Origin of the sequence: Burkholderia sp. AU33423, from assembly GCF_002223135.1 — a bacterium.
Taxonomy (GTDB): Bacteria; Pseudomonadota; Gammaproteobacteria; order Burkholderiales; family Burkholderiaceae; genus Burkholderia; species Burkholderia lata_D.
On record NZ_NKFH01000007.1, the window covers coordinates 382,554 to 403,785 of the forward strand.

19 protein-coding genes and 1 riboswitch are annotated in these 21,232 nt (G+C 67.0%); of the genes, 14 read left to right on the forward strand and 5 right to left on the reverse strand.

Translation table 11 applies throughout. The annotated features are described in order from the left end of the window. Positions 1-84 precede the first annotated feature (84 nt). The 4 genes from CFB50_RS20205 to CFB50_RS20220 all read left to right on the forward strand — a co-directional run bounded on the left by CFB50_RS20205 (position 85) and on the right by CFB50_RS20220 (position 5,975). On the forward strand, positions 85-1,818 hold the full coding sequence (locus CFB50_RS20205) for an amidohydrolase (RefSeq protein ID WP_089446992.1): 1,734 nt from the start codon (positions 85-87) through the stop codon (positions 1,816-1,818). A gap of 216 nt (positions 1,819-2,034) precedes the next feature. Further along, on the forward strand, positions 2,035-3,150 hold the full coding sequence (locus CFB50_RS20210; protein WP_089446993.1) for a polyamine ABC transporter substrate-binding protein: 1,116 nt from the start codon (positions 2,035-2,037) through the stop codon (positions 3,148-3,150). A 98-nt stretch (positions 3,151-3,248) separates the two neighbouring features. Then, positions 3,249-4,829, forward strand: a complete 1,581-nt coding sequence (locus CFB50_RS20215) for a DUF3138 family protein (protein ID WP_089446994.1) — start codon at positions 3,249-3,251, stop codon at positions 4,827-4,829. A gap of 69 nt (positions 4,830-4,898) precedes the next feature. Next, positions 4,899-5,975: a C45 family autoproteolytic acyltransferase/hydolase gene (locus CFB50_RS20220; RefSeq protein WP_089448375.1), complete on the forward strand. Its 1,077-nt coding sequence runs from the start codon at positions 4,899-4,901 to the stop codon at positions 5,973-5,975. A 70-nt stretch (positions 5,976-6,045) separates the two neighbouring features. Here the strand turns inward: CFB50_RS20220 and CFB50_RS20225 are convergent, their stop codons facing one another. The 4 genes from CFB50_RS20225 to CFB50_RS20240 all read right to left on the reverse strand — a co-directional run bounded on the left by CFB50_RS20225 (position 6,046) and on the right by CFB50_RS20240 (position 9,323). Next, the gene (locus CFB50_RS20225) at positions 6,046-7,431 is read right to left on the reverse strand and encodes an MFS transporter (protein WP_089446995.1); all 1,386 of its coding nucleotides are present in this window, start codon (positions 7,429-7,431) and stop codon (positions 6,046-6,048) included. Positions 7,432-7,613: 182 nt separating this feature from the next. Further along, the gene (locus CFB50_RS20230) at positions 7,614-8,483 is read right to left on the reverse strand and encodes an XAC2610-related protein (protein ID WP_089446996.1); all 870 of its coding nucleotides are present in this window, start codon (positions 8,481-8,483) and stop codon (positions 7,614-7,616) included. A gap of 47 nt (positions 8,484-8,530) precedes the next feature. Further along, positions 8,531-8,899, reverse strand: coding sequence for a hypothetical protein (locus CFB50_RS20235; RefSeq protein WP_069250662.1), 369 nt, complete (start codon positions 8,897-8,899; stop codon positions 8,531-8,533). Between the two features lie 31 nt (positions 8,900-8,930). Further along, complete coding sequence (locus tag CFB50_RS20240; protein WP_089446997.1) at positions 8,931-9,323, reverse strand: winged helix-turn-helix transcriptional regulator; 393 nt, start codon at positions 9,321-9,323, stop codon at positions 8,931-8,933. Positions 9,324-9,459: 136 nt separating this feature from the next. Between CFB50_RS20240 and gstA the strand changes: the two genes are divergently transcribed. The 10 genes from gstA to arsH all read left to right on the forward strand — a co-directional run bounded on the left by gstA (position 9,460) and on the right by arsH (position 19,830). Further along, positions 9,460-10,092 carry a glutathione transferase GstA gene (gene gstA, locus CFB50_RS20245; protein WP_089446998.1) on the forward strand — a complete coding sequence of 211 codons (633 nt, stop codon included), beginning with the start codon at positions 9,460-9,462 and terminating at the stop codon, positions 10,090-10,092. 87 nt (positions 10,093-10,179) lie between these two features. Continuing rightward, positions 10,180-10,563 (forward strand): hypothetical protein, encoded by a 384-nt coding sequence (locus CFB50_RS20250; RefSeq protein WP_089446999.1) that lies wholly within the window; start codon positions 10,180-10,182, stop codon positions 10,561-10,563. 92 nt (positions 10,564-10,655) lie between these two features. Then, entirely contained in the window at positions 10,656-11,948 is a 1,293-nt protein-coding gene (locus CFB50_RS20255; protein ID WP_089447000.1) for a TolC family protein, read from the forward strand. An 11-nt stretch (positions 11,949-11,959) separates the two neighbouring features. Then, positions 11,960-13,507, forward strand: a complete 1,548-nt coding sequence (locus CFB50_RS20260; protein WP_089447001.1) for an efflux RND transporter periplasmic adaptor subunit — start codon at positions 11,960-11,962, stop codon at positions 13,505-13,507. Continuing rightward, positions 13,504-16,710, forward strand: a complete 3,207-nt coding sequence (locus CFB50_RS20265) for an efflux RND transporter permease subunit (protein WP_089447002.1) — start codon at positions 13,504-13,506, stop codon at positions 16,708-16,710. Before CFB50_RS20260 ends, CFB50_RS20265 begins: the two co-directional genes overlap by 4 nt. After that, positions 16,707-17,078, forward strand: a complete 372-nt coding sequence (locus tag CFB50_RS20270; RefSeq protein WP_089447003.1) for a copper-binding protein — start codon at positions 16,707-16,709, stop codon at positions 17,076-17,078. The genes CFB50_RS20265 and CFB50_RS20270 overlap by 4 nt, the downstream gene beginning before the upstream one ends. Before the next feature lie 194 nt (positions 17,079-17,272). Beyond that, positions 17,273-17,605, forward strand: a complete 333-nt coding sequence (locus tag CFB50_RS20275) for an ArsR/SmtB family transcription factor (protein ID WP_069250670.1) — start codon at positions 17,273-17,275, stop codon at positions 17,603-17,605. After that, entirely contained in the window at positions 17,602-18,672 is a 1,071-nt protein-coding gene (arsB, locus tag CFB50_RS20280) for an ACR3 family arsenite efflux transporter (RefSeq protein ID WP_089447004.1), read from the forward strand. The genes CFB50_RS20275 and arsB overlap by 4 nt, the downstream gene beginning before the upstream one ends. A gap of 20 nt (positions 18,673-18,692) precedes the next feature. After that, positions 18,693-19,115 carry an arsenate reductase (glutaredoxin) gene (gene arsC / locus CFB50_RS20285; RefSeq protein ID WP_089447005.1) on the forward strand — a complete coding sequence of 141 codons (423 nt, stop codon included), beginning with the start codon at positions 18,693-18,695 and terminating at the stop codon, positions 19,113-19,115. Next, positions 19,108-19,830 (forward strand): arsenical resistance protein ArsH, encoded by a 723-nt coding sequence (gene arsH / locus CFB50_RS20290; RefSeq protein ID WP_089447006.1) that lies wholly within the window; start codon positions 19,108-19,110, stop codon positions 19,828-19,830. Before arsC ends, arsH begins: the two co-directional genes overlap by 8 nt. Before the next feature lie 90 nt (positions 19,831-19,920). On the opposite strand, the gene CFB50_RS20295 is transcribed toward arsH, so the two are convergent. Continuing rightward, entirely contained in the window at positions 19,921-20,931 is a 1,011-nt protein-coding gene (locus CFB50_RS20295) for a sodium:calcium antiporter (protein ID WP_089447007.1), read from the reverse strand. Positions 20,932-21,004: 73 nt separating this feature from the next. Beyond that, positions 21,005-21,180, reverse strand: a riboswitch (yybP-ykoY riboswitch). Between the last annotated feature and the right edge of the window lie 52 nt (positions 21,181-21,232).

A 21,232-nucleotide genomic window follows, 5' to 3' on the forward strand; every position in this document is an offset into this window, starting at 1 on the left:
CCGGCAGCGGGGGGGCATACCGCCACGAATCGTCTGCCTATAGTGAAAGCACTTCGAAAACCTGATCAACAGAAAGGACAGGCCATGCAGATGCAACCGACGCCCGCCGCCGTCAAGGATTCAACGCCGGCGGATTTCGTTCTGACCAACGCGAAGGTCTACACCGTCGATCCGCACAAGCCGTGGGCACAGGCCGTCGCCGTGCGTGACGGCCGGATCGTCCACGTCGGCGACACGGCGGCCGTGCAGGCGTACGTCGGCGCGGATACGAAGGTCGTCGACGCGGCGGGCCGGCTGGTGCTGCCGGGCTTCGTCGAATCGCACTGGCACTTCGAGACGACCGCGTTCGCGTTCCAGGCGTTCGTGAACTACGAGGACCCGCAAAAGGTGCTCGCCGCGCTGCGCGCGTACGTCGAGTCGCATCCGGACGAGCCGGCGATCACCGGGATGGGCTGGGTGCAGGCGACCATTCCGCCGGCGCTGCTGCGCAAGGAGACGCTCGATGCGATCTGCGCGGATCGCCCCGTGTGCCTGCTGTCGACCGATTTCCATTCGATGTGGGTGAACTCGAAGGCGCTGGAGATCGCCGGCATCGACGCATCGACGCCGCCCGTGCAGGAAGGCGCGAGCTGGTTCGAGAAGGACGCGGTGACCGGCGAGCCGACCGGCCTGATCGTCGACGGCGCCGCGTATTCGATGCTGATGCAACGGATCAGCGCGGCCGGCCTGCTGCCGACCGGCATCGACCTGTACCTGAAATCGATCCCGCCGTGGCAGACGAAGCTGTGCGCGGCCGGCGTGACGACCGTGTTCGACGCGGGCTTCTTCGATCCGAGCGGCGACCAGTCGCTGCTGTACGAGACGTTGCAGACGATGGAGCGGGCGGGCGACCTGAAGCTGCGCGTGGTGGGCAGCGTCGCGGTGATCGGCGAGATCGACGATCCGGTCGGCACGCTCGTCAAATACCGCGAGCAGTACGATTCGCCGCTCGTGAAGGCGCGCGCGCTGAAGCTGTTCCTCGACGGCACCGAAGCGAACCACACCGCCTACCTGCTCGAACCGTACGCGGACCGCCCCGACACCTGCGGCGCGCCGACGATGCCGGCCGACACGTTCAACCACTACCTGGTCGAAGCCGATCGCGTGAACGCGAACGTGATGGTCCATTGCGTCGGCGATGCGGCCGTGCGGATGGCGCTCGACGGCTTCGACAAGGTCAACCGCACGAACCCGCCGCGCGATCGCCGCCATGTGATCACGCACGCGTTCCTCACGCATCCGGACGACATCCCGCGCTTTCGCCGCGCGGGCGTGATGGCGAACACGCAGCTGCAATGGGGCGTGGTCGACGCGTACACCGAGCAGCTGCGTGACCACTACGGCCACGCGCGCTGGAGCAACATGTACAAGTTCCGCACGTTCCTCGACGAAGGCGTGACGGTATCGATCGGCATGGACGGCCTCGCGTGCCAGTGCCGCTGCCAGCACAAGCCGCTCGAACACATCGAGTCGGGCCATACGCGCCAGCTCGCGGGCGAGCCCGATGCGCCGGTGTTCCCGGACATCGCCGAGCGCCTGAGCATTCCGCAGCTGATCGCCGCGTACACGATCCACGGCGCGTACCAGCTCGGGATGGAGCACGAGGTCGGGTCGCTCACGCCCGGCAAGCGCGCGGATCTCGTCGTGCTGGAAAACGACCTGTTCGAGGTCGGCCAGTACGACATCGGCCGCATCGACGTCGCGCTGACGATGATGGACGGCCGCGTCACGCACGTGGGCGAGGACTTCGGCGTGCGCACGGGCGTGCAGGCGTCCTGAGCGGTTTTCGGTTGGCATGACGAAGCGGCGAAGGAAGCTTTCGATTCGCCTACGTGACGTGCCGATCGGGGCATCCGCCCGGAACCGGATGCCCCGATTGTGCTGCGTGTCCCCCTAACGGCAGGGCAGACCGGCCAATTTCCTCTGGCTACATTTTCCCGGACCGAAGCACACACCGTTCATCGCGAGCGGATCATGATATCGACGGAGGAAACGATGGCAGGGGATTGGAGCAAGCATCTGGGAACGGCATGCGCGGCGCTCGCGCTGGGCGGTGTCCTGTGGGCCGGCGTGCCGGCGGCGCACGCGGCGGACGTCGTCAACGTGTACAACTGGGGCAACTCGATCGGCAAGGCGACGATCGCGAACTTCGAGAAGGCGACCGGCATCAAGGTGGTCTACCAGGAGTTCGATTCGAACGAGACGCTGCAGGCGAAGCTGCTGTCGGGCACGTCGGGCTATGACGTCGTCGTGCCGTCCGACATCTTCTGGGCGCGGCAACTGCAGGCCGGCATCTACCGCAAGATCGACAAGAGCCAGGTGCCGAACTACGGGCTGCTCGATCCGGAAATCATGAAGGTGCTCGCGAAGGACGATCCGGGCAACCAGTTCGGCATTCCGTGGACGTGGGGCACCGACGGGCTCGGGATGAACGTCGAGAAGGTCAAGGCCGCGCTCGGCAACGACGCGCCGCTCGACAGCTGGGCGCTGCTGTTCGACCCGAAGTACGCGCAGAAGCTGAAGCACTGCGGCATCTCGGTGCTCGATTCGCCGGTCGATGCGTTCGGGATGGCGTTCGTGTACCTGAAGAAGGATCCGAACACGACGAACCCGGCCGACTACCAGGCCGCGTACGAGCTGCTGAAGACGGTGCGGCCGTACATCACGCAGTTCAATTCGAGCAGCTACATCAACGACCTCGCGGGCGGCGACATTTGCCTCGCGCTCGGCTGGTCGGGCGACGTGAACTCCGCGCGGATCGCGGCCGCTTCCGCGAAGAAGCCGTATCACATCAAGTACGTGATCCCGACCGAGGGCAGCGCGATGTGGTTCGACATGATGGCGGTGCCGAAGGATGCACCGCATCCGGACGCCGCGCTGAAGTTCGTCAATTTCGTGCTGTCGGAGAAGGAGAGCGCGAACCTGACCAACGACACGTCGTACCCGTCGGCCGTGTCGTCGTCGAAGCATCTGGTGCGCGCCGACGTGACGAGCGATCCGGCCGTGTTCCCGCCCGCCGACGTGATCCGCAAGCTGAGCCTCAGCAAGCCGGTTCCGCCTGAGCTGATGCGTCTGCAGAACCGTCTCTGGACGAAGCTGAAGACCGAGTAGGCCGGCCGCCGCTTCTCCCCACTCCCGCATACCTTTCGCGCGCCCCGCCGCTCGTCGCGGCGGGCGGGGGCGCGCGCGTCCCGACGACCACCCACACCATGAAAATCACACACATGACGGCGCTGTGCCTGCTGGCGTTCGAAGCCGCCTCGGCATTCGCTCACACGCCGCAGGCGACCGACGCGAGCAGGATGAAGGCGCTGCAGGCGCAGGTCACCGCGCTGCAGCAGCAGGTGAACGAACTGCGCGCGAGCATGCTGGCCGCGAAGCCGGCCGGCGCGGCAACGACCGCCAATGCCGCCTCGGGCGGCGCGACGATCGGCTCGATCAACACGGCGGCGGCCGCTGCACCGGCCGCGGATGCGGCCCCGGCGTTCACGAACGACGACCTGCAGCAGATGCGCGAGCAGATCGCGAACGCGTCGCTGAAGGTCGACTCGCTGCAGGAAGCGGCGACCACCGGCCCGCTCGCGGGCCTGAGCATCACCGGCTATGTCGATCCCGTGTACCTGTTCAACCGCGCGCAGCGCACGTCCGGCTTCCAGTTCCTGAACCACGACCCTGGAGCGTACGACTATTTCAACAGCACGATCGGCGACGTCTACCTCGACATCAAGAAGACCTTCGGCGTCGGCCCGATGGCGCCGGCGGCCGAAGTCGTGATCCAGCCGAACCGCGGCTTCGGCAACGTGTTCAGCAATGCGCACGGCGGCATCGGCAACAACATCATCACGCAGGCGGTGGTCACCGTGCCGCTCAGCACGACCCGCACCTTCGAGATCGGGATGATGCCGAGTCTCGCCGGCTACGAGGTGCAGCCGTCGAACCAGATGCTGACGCTCACGCACGGGCTGCTGTACGACTTCAGCGAGCCGGGCAACCTGATCGGCGTCGGGCTGAAGGGCTCCAACGCGGCGATGACGCGCTTCTGGCAGGTCGTGATCGGCAACGAGGTGCTGCGCACGGCCGGCGCGATCGCGAACGCGGCGAACAACACGACGAAGACCAACTGGACGCCGACGATCACCGCGCGCTTCGACAACGCGACGTCGACCGCCTTCGACTTCGGCATCTCCGGGATGCTCGGCCGGCAGTCGCTGTTCTCGCCGTGCGCGACGCCGGGCGGCTACGGCTACCAGTGCAACGGCGCGTCGCCGACGGGCCTCTACAAGTACGTGGAAGCCGACGTGACCTATACGCATGACAAGACGCAAGTCAACGCGCAGGTGGACTACGGCGAGCTGCAGAAGGGCGCGTGGAACGGCGGCACCGCGCGCTGGTACGGGATGTCGCTGCTCGGCCACACGAAGTGGACGACGTCGTGGGTCGGCCGCATGGGCGCGACGCTGCGCTTCGATTACCTGAACAACACGTCGAACGGCGGCGGCGGCACGAACATCCAGTACGGGCTCGCGGGCGGCAATCCGTCGGTGAACGGGTCGAGCGGTTTCGGCATCGATCCGGCGTGCTTCCAGCGTTCGTCGACGAACGGCACCGAGTGCAAGGGCGCGCAGCGTTATGCGATCACGGCCGACCTGTTGTTCTATCCGACGCAGCAGATCACCGTGAAGCTCGAATACCGCCACGACGCGGCGAACCATCCGGTGTTCCTGAAGAGCAACGGCACGTATGCGCGCAGCAACGACCTGGCCGGGATGCAGTTCGTCTACTCGTTCTGACCCGCTGCACGATGTATCACGCTCCGGGCCGCACAGGCCCGGAACGCATTTAACCCAGGAGATTTGATCTTGAAGCTGCACACCTTCGTGACCGACGTCACCGATCCGCGCGAGCGCGGCCGCCTGATCGGCGAGCGCTTCGCGCCGGCGATCCGCGAGACGGTCGCGCTGTATCTCGCGTTCTTCCCGAAGCTCGGCATCGCGCCGCAGCGCGCACGGGAGATCGGCGAAGCGAGTCTCGCCACGCTCGGCGCGTGGTGCCCGCGCCTCGCCGCCGAAGTCGAGGCGATCGCCGACGGCGTCGACCTGCCGCGCTGGCAGCTCGCGTGCCAGAATGCGCGCACCGAGATTCTCGCCACTGCACCCGCGTCGGCCGAAGGCGAGTGCTCGACGACCGTCTACGCGCCGGCCGGCCCGCACGCGCCGCGTACGCTGCAGACTTGGGACTGGCACGACAGCCTCGCGCCGCAGGGGCTGCTGATGCAGTTCGCGACACCGCACGGCCGTACCGTCAAGCTGTTCTCCGAATTCGGGATGCTGGCGAAGCTCGGCGTGAACAGCGTAGGGCTCGGGCTGCACTTCAACATCCTGCATCACGCGAGCGACAACGACAGCGCCGGTGTGCCGGTGCACGCGATCGCGCGGCGGCTGCTCGAAGACGCGACGACGGTGCAGGAGGCGATCGACATCGCGCGCACCGCACGCGTGAGCGCGTCGACGGTGCTGACCGTGTTCACACGGCACGACGCGAACCCGCGTGCGGCGAGCATCGAGCTGAGCCCGTCAGGTGTGGGCGTGGTGGTGCCGCGTCCGGACGGCTGGCTGCTGCATACGAACCACTTCCTCGATCGCGCGTTGAGCGGCGGCGAGTGCATGCCCGACAGCTCGACCACGCGCGAGCGCTTTGCGCACCTGAACGACGTCGTGAACGGGATGACGAGTGCCGATGTGCGCGAGCGCGCGGCGGCGATGTGTGGCGCGGCCGGCGACCAGGCCGTCGTGTGTTTTCATCCGGACCTGTCGATGCCCGACACCGAGCGCTGGGAAACGCTGTTGACCGTCGGCATCGACACCGATGCATGCGCGCTCGACTACGTAGCGGGCAATCCGCACGACCTCGCGCGCGACGGGGCTCAGCGGTTCTGACGCGACGTTTGACGCGCGTCAAGCGGTAGCGGTAACGCAGGGCGGCATGCGCGTGCCGCCCTCGTGACGTTTACGCGTCGATGCGCTCGACCTTGCCGACCAGCAGCCCGTACGACAGGCTGCCGGCGAGCGCCATCGCGGCGATGTAGGTGATCGCGCGCGAGAAGTCGGCGCCGTCCACCAGCAGCCCGATCACGATCGGCGTCGCGATTGCGGACAGGTTGCCGATCAGGTTGAACACGCCGCCCGTAAGGCCGATCAGCCGCGCGGGCGCGAGCCCCGACACGAGTGACCACGTGATCGACGCGAAGCCGTTGCCGAAGAACGCGATCGTCATGAACGCGATCACCCAGCCCGTCGACGTCACGTAGTTCGCGCCGATGATGCAGGTCGAGATCAGCAGCCCCGAGATGATCGGCAGCTTGCGCGCGAAGCCCTGCGATGCGCCTCGGCGCATCAGCCAGTCCGACAGCACGCCCGAGCACAGCACGCCGACGAACGCGGCGAGGAACGGCAATGACGCGAGAAAACCGGACTTGATGAAGTCCATTCCGCGGTACTTGACGAGGTAGGTCGGGAACCACGTGAGGAAGAACCACAGCGTCGAGTTCAGCGCGAACTGGCCGAGATAGATGCCCCACAGCTTGCGCCGGCCGAGCACGACGCCGAGGTCGCGCCACGTCGACGGCGCGCGTTCGGTGCGCGCCGCGACGCGGTCTTCGAGATCGACGAGCCCACCGCCGTCGCGGATCAGCGCGATCTCGGCCGCGTTGACACCACGAAACGCGCGCGGCTCGCGATACACCGCATACCAGATAGCGGCCCACACGATGCCGGCGAGGCCGGTCGCGACGAACACCATGTGCCAGCCGAGATGCACCTGCAGCCACGCGAGCACCGGCGTGAGGAATGCGAGGCCGACGAACTGGCCCGACGTGTAGCCGCCGATCGCGCTCGCGCGTTCGCGGGTCGGGAACCAGGTCGTCACCACGCGGTTGTTGATCGGGTAGGCCGGCGCTTCGAGCGCGCCGACTGCGAGGCGCAACACGATCAACCCGACGAACGAGCCCGCGAAGCCGAGCAGCAGCGTCGCGGCCGACCACAGCGCGAGCGCACCCGCATACAGCACGCGCGGCGACACCTTGTCGACGAGCCAGCCGCCCGGGATCTGCATCAGCGCGTAGGTCCAGCCGAACGCGGAGAACACGAGGCCCGCGCGCACCGGATCGATGTTCAGTTCCTTGAACAGCGCGGGCGCGGCAATCGACAGGTTGCTGCGGTCGAGATAGTTGATCACGACCGTGACGAACAGCAACGCGAGGATCAGCAGCCGCTTGCGGCTCGGTGGCGTTGTGGGTGCCGCGGCCGAACGGGCGGCGGGATCGGATGCGATGCCGGCGCGCGCGGGTTGCTGTTCCTGCGGGTTGGCGTGGGTGCGTGACGCGGAATGGGCCACGGTTGTCTCCTGTGTTCTGTGCCCGGCCGTCGCCCGCGAGCGGGGCGGCCGAATCGAATGGCGTTGGGGCGAACGTTAGAGCCGTGGCGGGAAGCACGTCAACATTTGGACAGGCATCCCTATTAATGGGACGTGACGCGCTCAATATGTGGGAATGGGCGGCAATCACGCCGCCGCTTGCATCAGTTGCCCATCGCTTCCTTCGCATTGACCCAGCCCTGCACCGCACCCGCTTGCGGGTTGCGATACCGCACCTTCAGCCACTGGAAATCGGCGCTCGCGTCGATCAGTTCGACTTTGTCGCCCGCGACGACGTAGCGGCGCGTGGGTGCGTCGGTCGTTGCATCGTGCAGCGGCAGGCGCGCCGGGCGCACCTTGAACGTGACGGTGCCGCCGCCGTACGCATCCGGGCGGCGCGATACGCGCTTGCCTTGTGCGTCGTAGGTCAGCAGCATCGACGACGGGCCGGAATCGGTGTCGAGCAGGTCGCGCAGGTCGTCGGGGATCGCTTCGCTGGACTGGTACAGATACAGCTTGCCGCTGGCATCGTAGCGGTACGCATCGGTGTACCAGATCGGGCCGCCGCGGCACGAGCTGTACAGCGTGCGCGCTTTCGGCTTCGCGACCACGTTGATCAGGTCGTCGCAGTTGCCATGCGGCATGTTGGCCGCCGGCATGCGCAGCGGCGCGAACTGCTGGCGTGCGGCGTCATACAGGTAGATGCCGTAGCTGTCGTTGACCATGCCGAGCGTCGCGTGCATGGCGAGATCGCGGTGGCCGTCGAAGTTGTAGTCGTCCGGCGAGAGGCGATAGTGGCCTTCCTCGTCGCTGGCGGTGACGTCGAGCGTTTGCGTCTTGCCGCTCGGCAGAAGGCGCACGGTGATGTGCTCGCTGTCCGCGCGTTCGACGCGAGCCGTGACGGTGTCGTCGACCTTGAACGTGAGCAGCGGCTTGGCTGCTTGCGCGGCAGGCGCAAGCGATGCGCATGCGGCGAGCAGCAGCGCGGTCGCGGCAAGGCGGGGAAGTGGGCGGAGCCGAAGGGAACGCGTCATGAGCGGGCGTCGAAACGAAGATCGAGGATGAACGGGCTGGCCACTGCCTAGCCGCGCGTGCTGTCGTCCTGAAAGCCGCTCTTGCCGACGAAGATCTCCTTCAGCGCGGCGCGCAGCGTGACCGGATCGTATTGGCCGGGCGCGAGATGGATCACGTAGCGCGTCTGGCCGTCGAGACGCGCGGCGAGGGCGGGTTCGATCTCGACGTCGATCGTGTCGTCCGTCAGGCGCACCGACAGATCCTTGACGCGCACGTTGACCTGGTCGCGCACCATCACTTCGATCAGCGCGTCGTCCGGAAAGCGCGACAGCGCGAAGCAATAGTCCTGCTCGGCGTCGTGACAGTAGATGTTGGCGAAGCTTTCGTCGTCGTCGAGATCGGACGTTGCCGCGCCGATGGTGGCGTGAAGTTCCATGAACGGGGTTCCTGCGTAAAAGAGTGGGGGGTTATCGGGGCGAATGGAGGGCCGTGTCGATCGCGGCTGCCGCGCCGGGCGTCACGCCGGTGTCGCACGATGCATCGGCATCGCGCGCTTTCAGCCACAGCCCGAAATCGCGCATCACGTCGACGACGGGCCGCAGCCGGTCGCCGTCGGCGGTGAGATCGTACTCGACCCGCACCGGCACTTCCGGATAGACGGTGCGCCGCACGAGCCCCGCGTCTTCCAGCGCGCGCAGGTCGAGCGTCAGCATGCGCTGCGAGATGCCGGGCATGTCGCGCCGCAGGTCGCTGAAGCGCCGCGGCCCGTCGAGCAGATACGACACCAGCAGCAGCCGCCAGCGGCCGCCGAGCAGGCGCATCGCTTCTTCAACGGAACATCCTGTCGCACTCGTTTTCATCGTGCCGATTCCTGGTCGGTAAATTTTTTGTGACTACGGCACAAACGACTGCCGTCTTCTCAGCGCTGCGCCGATGCGAGATATTAGCGCCCGCGTCGCGGCGAATCGATACATGAACAACTCACGAAGGACACGCATGAAGCTTTATCACGCTCCGGGAAGCTGTTCCCAGGCCATCTGCATCGTGCTGCGCGAAGGCGGCATCGACGCGGAGGTCATCAAGGTCGACGCGCGCAAGCATGTCATTGAAGACGGGCGCAATTACTACGATGTGACCGAACTCGGCTACGTGCCGCTGCTCGAACTCGACGACGGCACGCTGCTGCGCGAAGGGCCGGTGATCGCGCAGTATCTCGCGGATGTGCGTCCGGATGCGGGGCTCGCGCCCGCCTACGGCACGCTCGCACGCTATCGGCTGATGGAGTGGCTCAACTTCCTCGGCACCGAGATCCACAAGGGTTTCATCCCGCTCTTGTACGCGGTGCAGGCAGGGAAATACGTCGACCCGGCGAGAACGAAGCTCGACAGCCGCTTCGCGTGGATCGATCGCCAGCTCGACGGCAAGACGTTCGTGATGGGCGACTCGTTCACGGTCGCCGATGCATACCTGTTCGCGCTGACGGGCTGGGGCAAGGCCGACTGGATGCGGTCGGTGTACCACGCGGATATCGACCTGACCCGGTATGCGCATCTGCGTGCGTGGTACGAACGGGTGCGGGCGCGGCCGGCGGTGCAGGCGGTGCTGGAGGCGGAGGGGCTGGCGCGGTAGCAGGCGACGGTGGTCGTGGAGTGGGCGCGTCTTTACGCTTCATCGACGCGCCGCCACACAGCCAACCCCCGCGCTATAATCCCCGCCATGAAATTCCTCCGGACGATCATCCTGCTGCTGCTCTGCGCGGTGCTGCCCATCAGCGGGCTGGCAGCCAGCGGCCTGGCCGGGGAATGTCCGATGATGCAGCAGGGCATGTCGATGTCGACGGACATGGACGCCAGCATGTCCGCCGGCATGCCGGGCTGCGATTCGATGAAGTCGACGTCCGCCGACAAGGCCCACGCAAAAGCGAAGGGCATGGCCTGCAAGCTGACGGCGCAATGCCAGTTCGGCAGTCTCTATCATCCGGCTGCACGAGCCGAAGTCAGTCGCCCCGCTGCATTCGCCAGCACCGTCGCGTTCCACTACGCGCAAATCCTCCCGGTCCGCGATCCGAACGGATTGTGGCGCCCTCCACGCATCAGCTGATCCCGATCCGATAGGTTTGCCGCATTCGCGGTGAGGTTCGTCCTGTATCAGGACGTGGAATCCCTATGGGGTTCCGCCGTTGGGGTTCAACCATGTCATTCCATCCCGGCACGCTGCTTGCGCGGCGTGCACGTCGGCGCGCGCCCGTGCTTTGGGCGGCGCTGCTGGTGGCGGGCGCCGTTCACGCGCAGCCATCGCCTTTCACGCTGGACGCCGCGCTGCAGTCCGCGACCGATCATTCCGCTTCGATGCAGGCCGCCCAGGCGTCGGTGCGCGCGAGCGCGGAGGCGGCCGTGAAGGCCGGCCAGCTGCCCGACCCGATGCTCAAGGCCGGCATCGACAACCTGCCGGTCAACGGCGGCCAGCGCTTCACCGTCGGCCAGGACTTCATGACGATGCGCCGCATCGGCATCGAACAGGAGTGGGTATCCGGCGACAAGCGGCGCCTGCGCTCGGCGCTCGCCAACGAGCAGGTCGGACGCGAGCGCGCCGGTTATCTCGCGCAGCTCGCGAGCGTGCGCCAGCAAACCGCGACGGCGTGGCTCAACGCCGTCTACGCGAAGCAGGCGCTCGCGCTGCAGCAGGCGCTGCTCGATCATATGAACCACGAGCTTGAAGCGACGAAGGCGTCGTATCGCGGCGCGAAGGCGAGTGCGGCCGACGTGGTCCAGGCGCGGGCCATGCTCGCGCAGACGCAGGATCAACTGCTGAAAGCGCAGCAGGTCTACCAGACCGCGCTCATTGCACTGTCGCGCTGGACCGCCGTGCCGGTCGACGACGTCACGGGCACGCCGCCCGCGCCGGAATCGTTCGTGTCGTCGTTGCCGCCGGACGAACTGCGTCTGTCGCAACCGGCGCTGATCACCGCCGCCGACGATATCGCGGTTGCCGAAGCCGATACCGCCGTCGCAAACAGCGAACGCAGCCCGAACTGGACGTGGGAAGTCGCTTACCAGCAGCGTGGCGGCGCGTATTCGAACATGGTGTCCGTCGGCGTCACGATCCCGCTGCCGCTCAATCGCAAGAACCGCCAGAACCGCGACGTCGCCGAAAAGGCCGCGCTCGCGACGAAGGCGCGCCTGATGTACGAGGACACGCTGCGCCAGGTGCAGGCCGATATCCGCACGCAGTCCGCGACGCTGGCGAGCGGTCGTGCACGCATCGCGAATCTCGGCGACGCATTGCTGCCCGCCGCCGACCAGCGCGTGCAACTGGCGAACGCGGCCTACCGCGCGGGCACAGGCTCGCTCGCCGATACGTTCGCCGCGCGCCGCGCACAACTGGATGCGCAATTGCAGGTGCTCGATCTCCGGCGCGAGGTGTCGCAGACCTGGGCGCAGCTCGAATACCAGGTCGTGCCGTCGACGCTGGCCGCCGCGCAATAAGGGAGAACGACATGACGAAGCAAACATTGGCCCGAGCGGCCGTGCTGGCGTTCGCCGGTGCCGCGCTGCTCGGCACGGGTTATTTCGTGGGCGCACGCCATGCGGCGACGGCCGCAACGACAACGGACGCCACCGCGTCGGCATCGCCTTCGCCTTCGCCCGGTAGCGCCGACCCGAAGACCGGCCGCCAGGTGCTGTACTGGCACGACCCGATGGTGCCGAACCAGCACTTCGACAAACCGGGCAAGTCGCCGTTCATGGACATGCAGCTGCAGCCCGTCTACGCGGACGAAGGCGGCGGTGCGTCCGGCATCCGGATCGATGCGGGCCTGCAGCAGAACCTCGGCATCCGCTATGCGACCGTCCGCCGCCAGCAGACGGCGGCCGGATTCGATGCGGTGGGCACCACGCAATTCGACGAATCGCGCGCGGACGTCGTCCAGTCGCGCGTGACCGGCTACATCGACCATCTCTATGCACGCGCGCCGATGCGGCGCATCGCGAAAGGCGCGCCGGTCGCGTCGTTGTTCGTGCCGGACTGGCTCGCGCCGCAGGAGGAGTACCTCGCGCTCAAGCGCGGCGGGATGGATGCCAGCCTGCTCGATGCCTCGCGCGCGCGGATGCGGGCGCTGTCGATCCCCGACGGCATGATCGCGAACCTCGATCGCACCGGACGCGCACAGACGCATGTCGTGCTGACCGCGCCGGAAACCGGCGTCGTTAGCGAGCTGAACGTGCGGGACGGCGCGATGGTCGCGCCCGGTCAGACGCTCGCGAAGATCGCGGGGCTGTCGACGCTGTGGCTCATCGTCGAAGTGCCGGAAGCGCTCGCGCTGACCGTGCAGCCGGGGATGGCGGTCGATGCGACGTTCGCGGGCGACCCGGCGCAGCATTTCACCGGACGCATCCGCGAAGTGCTGCCCGGCATCAGCACGAGCAGCCGCACGCTGCAGGCACGCGTGGAGATCGACAACGCGGCGCTGAAGCTCACGCCCGGCATGCTGATGCGCGTGCGGATCGCCGCGCGGCAGAGCGTGTCGCGCCTGCTCGTGCCGTCCGAAGCGGTGATCGCGACCGGCAAGCGCACGATCGTCATCGTGAAGAATCGCGACGGCCGGCTTCAGCCCGTGACGGTGACGACGGGCAGCGACGTCGGCAGCGACACCGAAGTGCTCGGCGGGCTGAACGAAGGCGACACGGTCGTCGCATCGGGGCAGTTTCTGATCGATTCCGAGGCGAGCCTGAAAAGCGTGCTGCCGCGGCTGGAAAGCGGCACCGGCGCGAGCGGGGCCGCGGCGACGCCCGCGTCGGCACCGACCGCGGCGGCACCGGTCTATGAAACCACCGGCAAGGTCGAACAGGTCACGGCCGACGACATCACGTTCTCGCATCAGCCCGTTCCGGCGCTCGGCTGGGGCGCGATGACGATGGCGTTCGGCAAGCCGTCGGCCACGGCGTTCCCAGACGTGAAGCCGGGTCAGACCGTGCGCTTCGCGTTCACGCAGGGCGACGACGGCTACCGGCTGACGAAGGTCGAACCGCAGGGAGGCGAACGATGATCGCGCGCATCATTCGCTGGTCGGTCCACAACCGGTTTCTCGTGCTGCTCGCCACCGTGCTGATCGCCGCATGGGGCGTTCATTCGCTGCGGCAGACGCCGCTCGATGCATTGCCCGACCTGTCGGACACGCAGGTGATCGTGAAGGCGTCGTATCCGGGCAAGGCGCCGCAGATCGTCGAGGATCAGGTGACCTATCCGTTGACGACCACGCTGCTCGGCGTGCCCGGTGCGAAAACCGTCCGCGCATATTCGTCGTTCGGCGACGCGTTCGTCTACGTGCTGTTCGATGACCGCACCGATCCGTACTGGGCGCGTTCGCGTGTGCTCGAATACCTGAGCCAGGTGCAGAGCCGGCTGCCTGCCGGCGCGACGGTGTCGCTCGGGCCCGATGCGACCGGCGTCGGCTGGGTATACGAGTACGCGCTCGTCGATCGCACCAGCCGTCACGATCTCGGGCAACTGCGCGCGCTCAACGACTGGTTCCTGAAGTTCGAGCTGAAGGCGGTGCCGGATGTGTCGGAAGTCGCGAGCCTCGGCGGTATGGTGCAGCAATACCAGGTCGTGCTCGATCCGGACAAGCTGCGCGCGTACGGCATCACGCAGGCGGAGGTTGCGAACGCGCTCGGCAACGCGAACCAGGCGTCCGGCGGTTCGGTCGTCGAGCTGGCCGAGTCGGAGTACATGGTGCGCTCGACTGGCTACTTGCGCACGCTCGACGATTTCCGGCACGTGGTGCTGCGTACGAACGACGCCGGCACGCCGGTGCTGCTCGGCGACGTCGCGCGCATCCAGGTCGGCCCCGCGATGCGGCGCGGGATCGCGGAGCTGAACGGGCAGGGCGAGGTGACGGGCGGCGTCGTCGTGATGCGTTCGGGCAAGAACGCGCTGACCACGATCGATGCGGTGAAGGCGAAGCTCGCCGACCTGAAGCGTTCGCTGCCGCCCGGCGTCGAGATCGTCACGACCTACGATCGCTCGCAGCTGATCGAGCGCGCGGTGGGCAACCTGAAGGACAAGCTGATCGAGGAGTTCGTGATCGTCGGGCTCGTCTGCGCGGTGTTCCTGTTCCACCTGCGCAGTGCGTTCGTCGCGATCCTGTCGCTGCCGCTCGGCGTGCTGGCCGCGTTCATCGTGATGCGCTACCAGGGCGTGAACGCGAACCTGATGTCGCTCGGCGGCATCGCGATCGCGATCGGCGCGATGATCGACGCGGCGATCGTGATGATCGAGAACGCGCACAAACATCTCGAAGCGTACGACCACGCGCACCCCGGCGAGCCGATCACGGCCGCGCGACGCTGGGCGCTCGTCGCGACGTCCGCCGCGGAAGTCGGGCCCGCGCTGTTCTTCTCGCTGCTGATCATCACGCTGTCGTTCATCCCGGTGTTTTCGCTGGAAGGTCAGGAAGGCAAGCTGTTCGCGCCGCTGGCGTTCACGAAGACCTACACGATCGCCGCCGCCGCCGGGCTGTCGGTGACGCTGGTGCCGGTGCTGATGGGTTATCTCGTGCGCGGTCGCATTCCGCACGAGCACGCGAACCCGATCAACCGCGTGCTGATCCGCGTGTACCGGCCGCTGCTCGAAGCGACGCTCAGGCGCCCGTGGCTCGCGATTGGTGTCGCGGTCGTCGCGCTGGTGCTGACGGCCGTGCCGCTGTCGCGGCTCGGCGGCGAATTCATGCCGCCGCTCGACGAAGGCGACCTGCTGTACATGCCGACCGCGCTGCCCGGCATCTCGGCCGGCAAGGCGAGCGAACTGCTGCAGCAGACCGACCGGCTGATCAAGACCGTTCCGGAGGTCGACACGGTATTCGGCAAATCGGGCCGCGCCGATACCGCGACCGATCCCGCGCCGCTCGAGATGTTCGAGACGACGATCCGCTTCAAGCCACGCAGCGCATGGCGGCCCGGCATGACGCCGGAGAAGCTCGTCGACGAACTCGATCGCACGGTGAAGGTGCCGGGCCTGTCGAACGTATGGGTGCCGCCGATCCGCAACCGGCTCGACATGCTGTCCACCGGGATCAAGACGCCGGTCGGCGTGAAGATTTCCGGGCCGGACCTGGCCGGGATCGACGCGATCGCGAAGCAGGTCGAGGCCGCGGTGAAGCCCGTGCCGGGCGTGACGTCCGCGCTCGCGGAGCGGCTGAACGGCGGCCGCTACATCGACGTCGACATCGACCGGCTCACCGCCGCGCGCTACGGGCTGTCGGTGGTCGACGTCCAGTCGGTCGTGTCGACGGCGGTCGGCGGCGACGACGTCGGCGAAGTGATCGCGGGGCGCGAGCGCTTTCCGATCAACCTACGCTATCCGCGCGAGGTGCGCGATTCGGTCGAGAACCTGCGGCAGCTTCCGGTCGTCACCGCGCGCGGTGCGCAGATCCGCCTGGGCGACGTCGCGCGCATCGCGATCGCCGACGGTCCGCCGATGATCCGCAGCGAGAACGCGCGACTGTCCGGCTACGTGTACGTCGATCTCCGCGGCGTCGACCTGAGCACCGCCGTCCGCACGATGCAGCAGGCCGTCGCGCAGCAGGTCGCGTTGCCGCCCGGCTATTCGATCGCATGGTCGGGGCAGTTCGAGTATCTCGAACGCGCGGCGGCCAAGCTGCGCACCGTCGTGCCGGTGACGCTCGTCGTGATCTTCGTGCTGCTGTTCCTTACGTTCGGCTCGGCGGCCGACGCGCTGCTGCTGATGTCGACGGTGCCGTTCGCGCTGATCGGTGGCTTCTGGCTCGTGTGGGCGCTCGGTCACGCGGTGTCCGTCGCGACGTCGGTGGGCTTCATCGCGCTCGCGGGCGTGGCCGCCGAATTCGGCGTCGTGATGCTGCTGTACCTGAAGGGCGCGCTGCAGCGCCGGCTCGACGCCGGCGAACCGCTGACCGACGCGTTGCTGCTCGACGCGATCCGCGAAGGCGCGGTGCTGCGCGTGCGGCCCAAGGCGATGACGGTCGCGGTCGTGCTCGCCGGCCTCGTGCCGATCATGGTCGGGCACGGCGCCGGTTCCGAAGTCATGCAGCGCATCGCCGCGCCGATGGTCGGCGGCATGGTCACCGCGCCGCTGCTGTCGATGTTCGTCATTCCCGCCGCATGGCTCCTGCTGCAGCGCCGTCGTGCGCGAAGCATGGGCCGCGCGGGGCATTCCGAAGCAGTTCCTCACGGCACGAACGTGCCATCCATCCCAACCGGAGAATCCCGATGAAGAAGTTGATTACCGTCACCGTTGCTGCTGCCGCCGTGCTTGCTGTCGGCACGGTCGTTACCCCCGCCTTTGCTGCCGGCGACATGGCCGGCATGGACATGTCCGGTATGAAGATGTCGTCGGGCGGCATGGCCGAATCGAATGCCGCGCTGACCGACGCCGAAGTGAAGAAGGTCGATGCCGCGACCGGCAAGATCACGCTGAAGCACGGCGCGCTCGAGAACGTCGGGATGCCGCCGATGACGATGGCGTTCAAGGCGCGGGACGCGGCGATGCTCGAGCACGCGCATGCGGGCGACAAGGTCAAAGTGCGGATCGAGAAGGTCGACGGCACGCTGACGATCGTCAAGCTGGTGAAGGCGTCCTGACCTGAGCGCATGCCGGTGCGTTGCCCGTCCGTGAGGCGGGCGGCTGCACCGGCGCCATGCGTGTCGGGCCGGAAGCCGCGCGTGCGGCTCCGTTTGACGGTGCGCGAAGGGCTGGAGTGCGGCCACGCACGGGATCAGCATCTTCATTTCAACAATGCTTGAAATATTGAAATGATGGCGCTATCCTTCGCGCCATGGACTCCAATCTCGTCGTGCGCGCCCTGGGCGCGCTTGCTCATGAAGCGCGCCTGGCCGTCTTTCGCGCGCTGGTCGTGGCCGGGCCCGAAGGGCTGCCGGCTGGCGCGATCGCCCAGCAAATCGGGCTGTCGCCATCGAGCCTGTCGTTCCACCTGAAGGATTTGTCGCATGCCGACCTGGTCACCGCGCGTCAGGACGGCCGGTTCATCTATTACGCGGCGAATTTCGAATCGATGAGCGGCCTCATCGGGTTCCTGACCGAGAACTGCTGCGCCGGCGCGGCCTGTGGCGTGCCGACGGCGCCCGATTGCTGCGGAGGCGACGCATGACCGGCTCGGACGTCGCACAACCGCAAGCCGTGACGGCGCAGCCCGCCATCGGTTTCTTCGAGCGCTACCTGAGCGTGTGGGTGGCGCTGTGCATCGTGCTCGGCATCGCGCTGGGCCAGGCGCTGCCCGGGCTCTTCCAGCACATCGGCCGCATGGAATACGCCCTGGTCAACCTGCCCGTCGGGTTGTTGATCTGGGTGATGATCGTGCCGATGCTGGTCAAGGTCGACTTCGGCGCGTTGCATGAGGTTCGGCAGCACGTCCGCGGGATCGGCGTGACGCTCGTCGTGAACTGGCTCGTCAAGCCGTTTTCGATGGCGTTGCTCGGCTGGCTGTTCATCCGGCAGCTATTCGCGCCGATGCTGCCCGCCGACCAGATCGACAGTTATATCGCCGGCCTGATCCTGCTGGCCGCCGCGCCGTGCACGGCGATGGTGTTCGTGTGGAGCCGGCTGACGGGCGGCGATCCGCTGTTCACGCTGTCGCAGGTCGCGCTGAACGACAGCATCATGGTGATCGCGTTCGCGCCGCTGGTCGGCCTGTTGCTGGGGATGTCCGCCATCACGGTGCCGTGGGCGACGCTGCTCACGTCGGTCGTGCTCTACATCGTCATCCCGGTGATCCTCGCGCAAGTATGGCGCAGGCTGTTGCTCGCGAAGGGGCCGGCGGCGTTCGACCGCGCGATGGCAAAGATCGGCCCGTGGTCCATCGCCGCGCTGCTGGCCACGCTGGTGCTGCTGTTCGCGTTCCAGGGCGAGGCGATCCTGAAGCAGCCGCTGGTGATCGCACTGCTCGCGGTGCCGATCCTGATCCAGGTGTTCTTCAACGCAGCGCTCGCCTACGGGCTCAATCGTCTCGTCGGCGAGAAGCACAGCATCGCGTGTCCGTCGGCGTTGATCGGTGCGTCCAATTTCTTCGAGCTGGCCGTGGCCGCCGCGATCAGCCTGTTCGGCTTCCATTCCGGCGCAGCGCTCGCGACCGTCGTCGGCGTGCTCATCGAAGTGCCGGTGATGCTGCTCGTCGTGCGCGTCGTCAACCGCTCGAAGGGCTGGTACGAGTGCGCGTGAAACCATTCAGGAATCCCGAAATGACCGACATCACGATCTATCACAACCCCGATTGCGGCACGTCGCGCAACACGCTGGCGATGATTCGCAACGCCGGCGTCGAGCCGCGCGTCGTGCTTTATCTGGAAACGCCGCCAGGTCACGAAGAACTGCGCGCGCTGATCGCGGCGATCGGCATCCCCGTGCGCGACGTGCTGCGGCGCAAGGGGACACCGTATGAAGCACTCGATCTCGACAATCCGAAATGGAGCGACGACGACCTGATCGGCTTCATGGTCGCTCACCCGATCCTGATCAATCGCCCGATCGTCGTGACGCCGCTCGGCACGCGACTGTGCCGTCCGTCCGAGCAGGTGCTCGACATCCTGCCCGATCCGCAGAAGGGGCCGTTTGCGAAGGAAGACGGCGAGATCGTGATCAATGCGGAGGGCAAGCGTGTCTGACCGATTGAACGATCTGCCGCAACTCGATGCCGCGCTCTTTCGCGTGCCGGACGCGAGCCGGCTGCAGCCCGTGCAGCCGTCGACGCATCCGCCTCGAATCGTGTTGCTCTACGGGTCATTGCGCACGCGCTCGTTCAGCCGGTTGCTGGTCGAGGAGGCGGCGCGGTTGCTGGCGGCGATGGGCGCCGAAGCAAGGATCTTCAATCCGGCCGGCTTGCCGCTGCCTGACGATGCGCCCGACGACCACCCGAAGGTGGCCGAGTTGCGCGAGCTCGTGCAATGGTCGGAGGGCATGGTGTGGTGCTCCCCCGAGCGGCACGGCGCGATGACCGGCGTGATGAAATCGCAGATCGACTGGATTCCGCTGTCGGTCGGCGCGGTGCGGCCGACGCAGGGCAAGACGCTGGCGGTCATGCAGGTCAGCGGCGGATCGCAGTCGTTCAACGCGGTCAACCAGATGCGCGTGCTCGGACGCTGGATGCGCATGCTGACCATCCCGAACCAGTCGTCCGTCGCGAAGGCGTTCATGGAATTCGGCGACGACGACCGGATGAAGCCGTCCGCGTATTTCGACCGGGTCGTCGACGTCATGGAGGAACTGGTCAAATTCACGCTGCTGACGCGCGACGTCGGCGCGTACCTGACGGACCGGTACAGCGAACGCAAGGAAAGCGCCGAGCAACTGTCGCAGCGTGTGAACCAGACGCGCATCTGAATCGCTTGCGGGCCGGCGGCGCGACGATGCTTCGTTCGCGCCGGGCAGCGGGATCGTTCCCGGCGCGTCCGTTGAGTCCGTTGAGCAAGTTCAACGCGCCAGCGTCAGGAACAGATACCCCGCATACCCCGCGCCGTTCGCGAGCAACGCCCAGATTGCGAGCCCGCGCGTGCGCGCATTGACGCGCAGCCACGCCGCCGCCGCGAGCGTGATGATCACGCCGGTCAGCACTTCGGGGCGCGGCTCCCACGGCGTCAGCATGATGCCGATCGCCGGCAGCAGCGTGCCCTGGAACACCATTGCGCCGGTGATGTTGCCGAACGCGAGCGTGTCCTTCCTGCGGCGAATCCACAGCACGCTGTTGACCTTCTCCGGCAGTTCCGTCGCGATCGGCACGATGATCAGCGACAGCAGCAGCGCCGATACGCCGAGCGCGTGCGATACACCTTCCACGCCGTGAATGAAGCCCTTCGCCCCGCCGACCAGCAGCGCGACACCGAGGAGCAGTTGCAGCGCGATCGTCGCGAGGTTGGTCGGCACACCCAGGCGCGCCAGGAACATCGTGTGCGGCGCCTCGGTGCCGTGCCCGGCGTCGACGAGCTGGTTCGACGCCCGGAACGTCATCACGACATACATCACGTAGATGCCCACCAGCATCGCCGCGAGCAGCGCACGCACGGCGCCGTTGTGATGCGGGACGAACATCGCGGCGGTGGCCAGCGAAAACGCGGCGAGAAAGTAGTTCATGTCGCGCACGAAGCCCGTGCGTTCGGGCGCGATCGTGCCGCGCAGCCCGCGCGAACGGATCACGGCGAGCGTCATCAGGAAGGTGGTGAGCGTCGCGAGCATCAGCGGCGCGCCGAGAATCGCGCCGACGCCGATCTCCTCGTTCACGGCCTGGTTCGCCGTGCCGCCCGCGAGCGCGAGCAGCGGCACCATCGTTTCGGGCAGCGCGGTGCCGACGGCAGCGAACAGCGAACCGGTGACGCCTTCGGAAATCTTCAGGCGTTCGCCGAGGTGTTCGAGCGCATTGGTGAAGACCTCGGCGGCGATGAGGATGACGACCAGCATGAACGCCAGTTCGACAAACATGAACGTCATGCGGCACCTCCGCAGGCATGGGCGCGGACGGCGGCGAAACGCGGGGAGAAGGCGGCGGGGAACATGGGGACTCCGTGGTCGGACGCTGACAAACCATGGCGCATCCGCCGACGTCCGACCAGGAACGACGCGATGCGCCTATGGTCTCGCCAGGCCAATCAGGCTGATCGTGCCACGGCCGCAGGCCGAGTGTGTTGACACGATCGCTTTCCGGGGACGGAAAGCAGGCTACTCCCCAAAGACGAAGGGCAGTCTAGTCGAGCGGATGGCTTTCGGCAAGCTTGCCGATGCATATCCACGC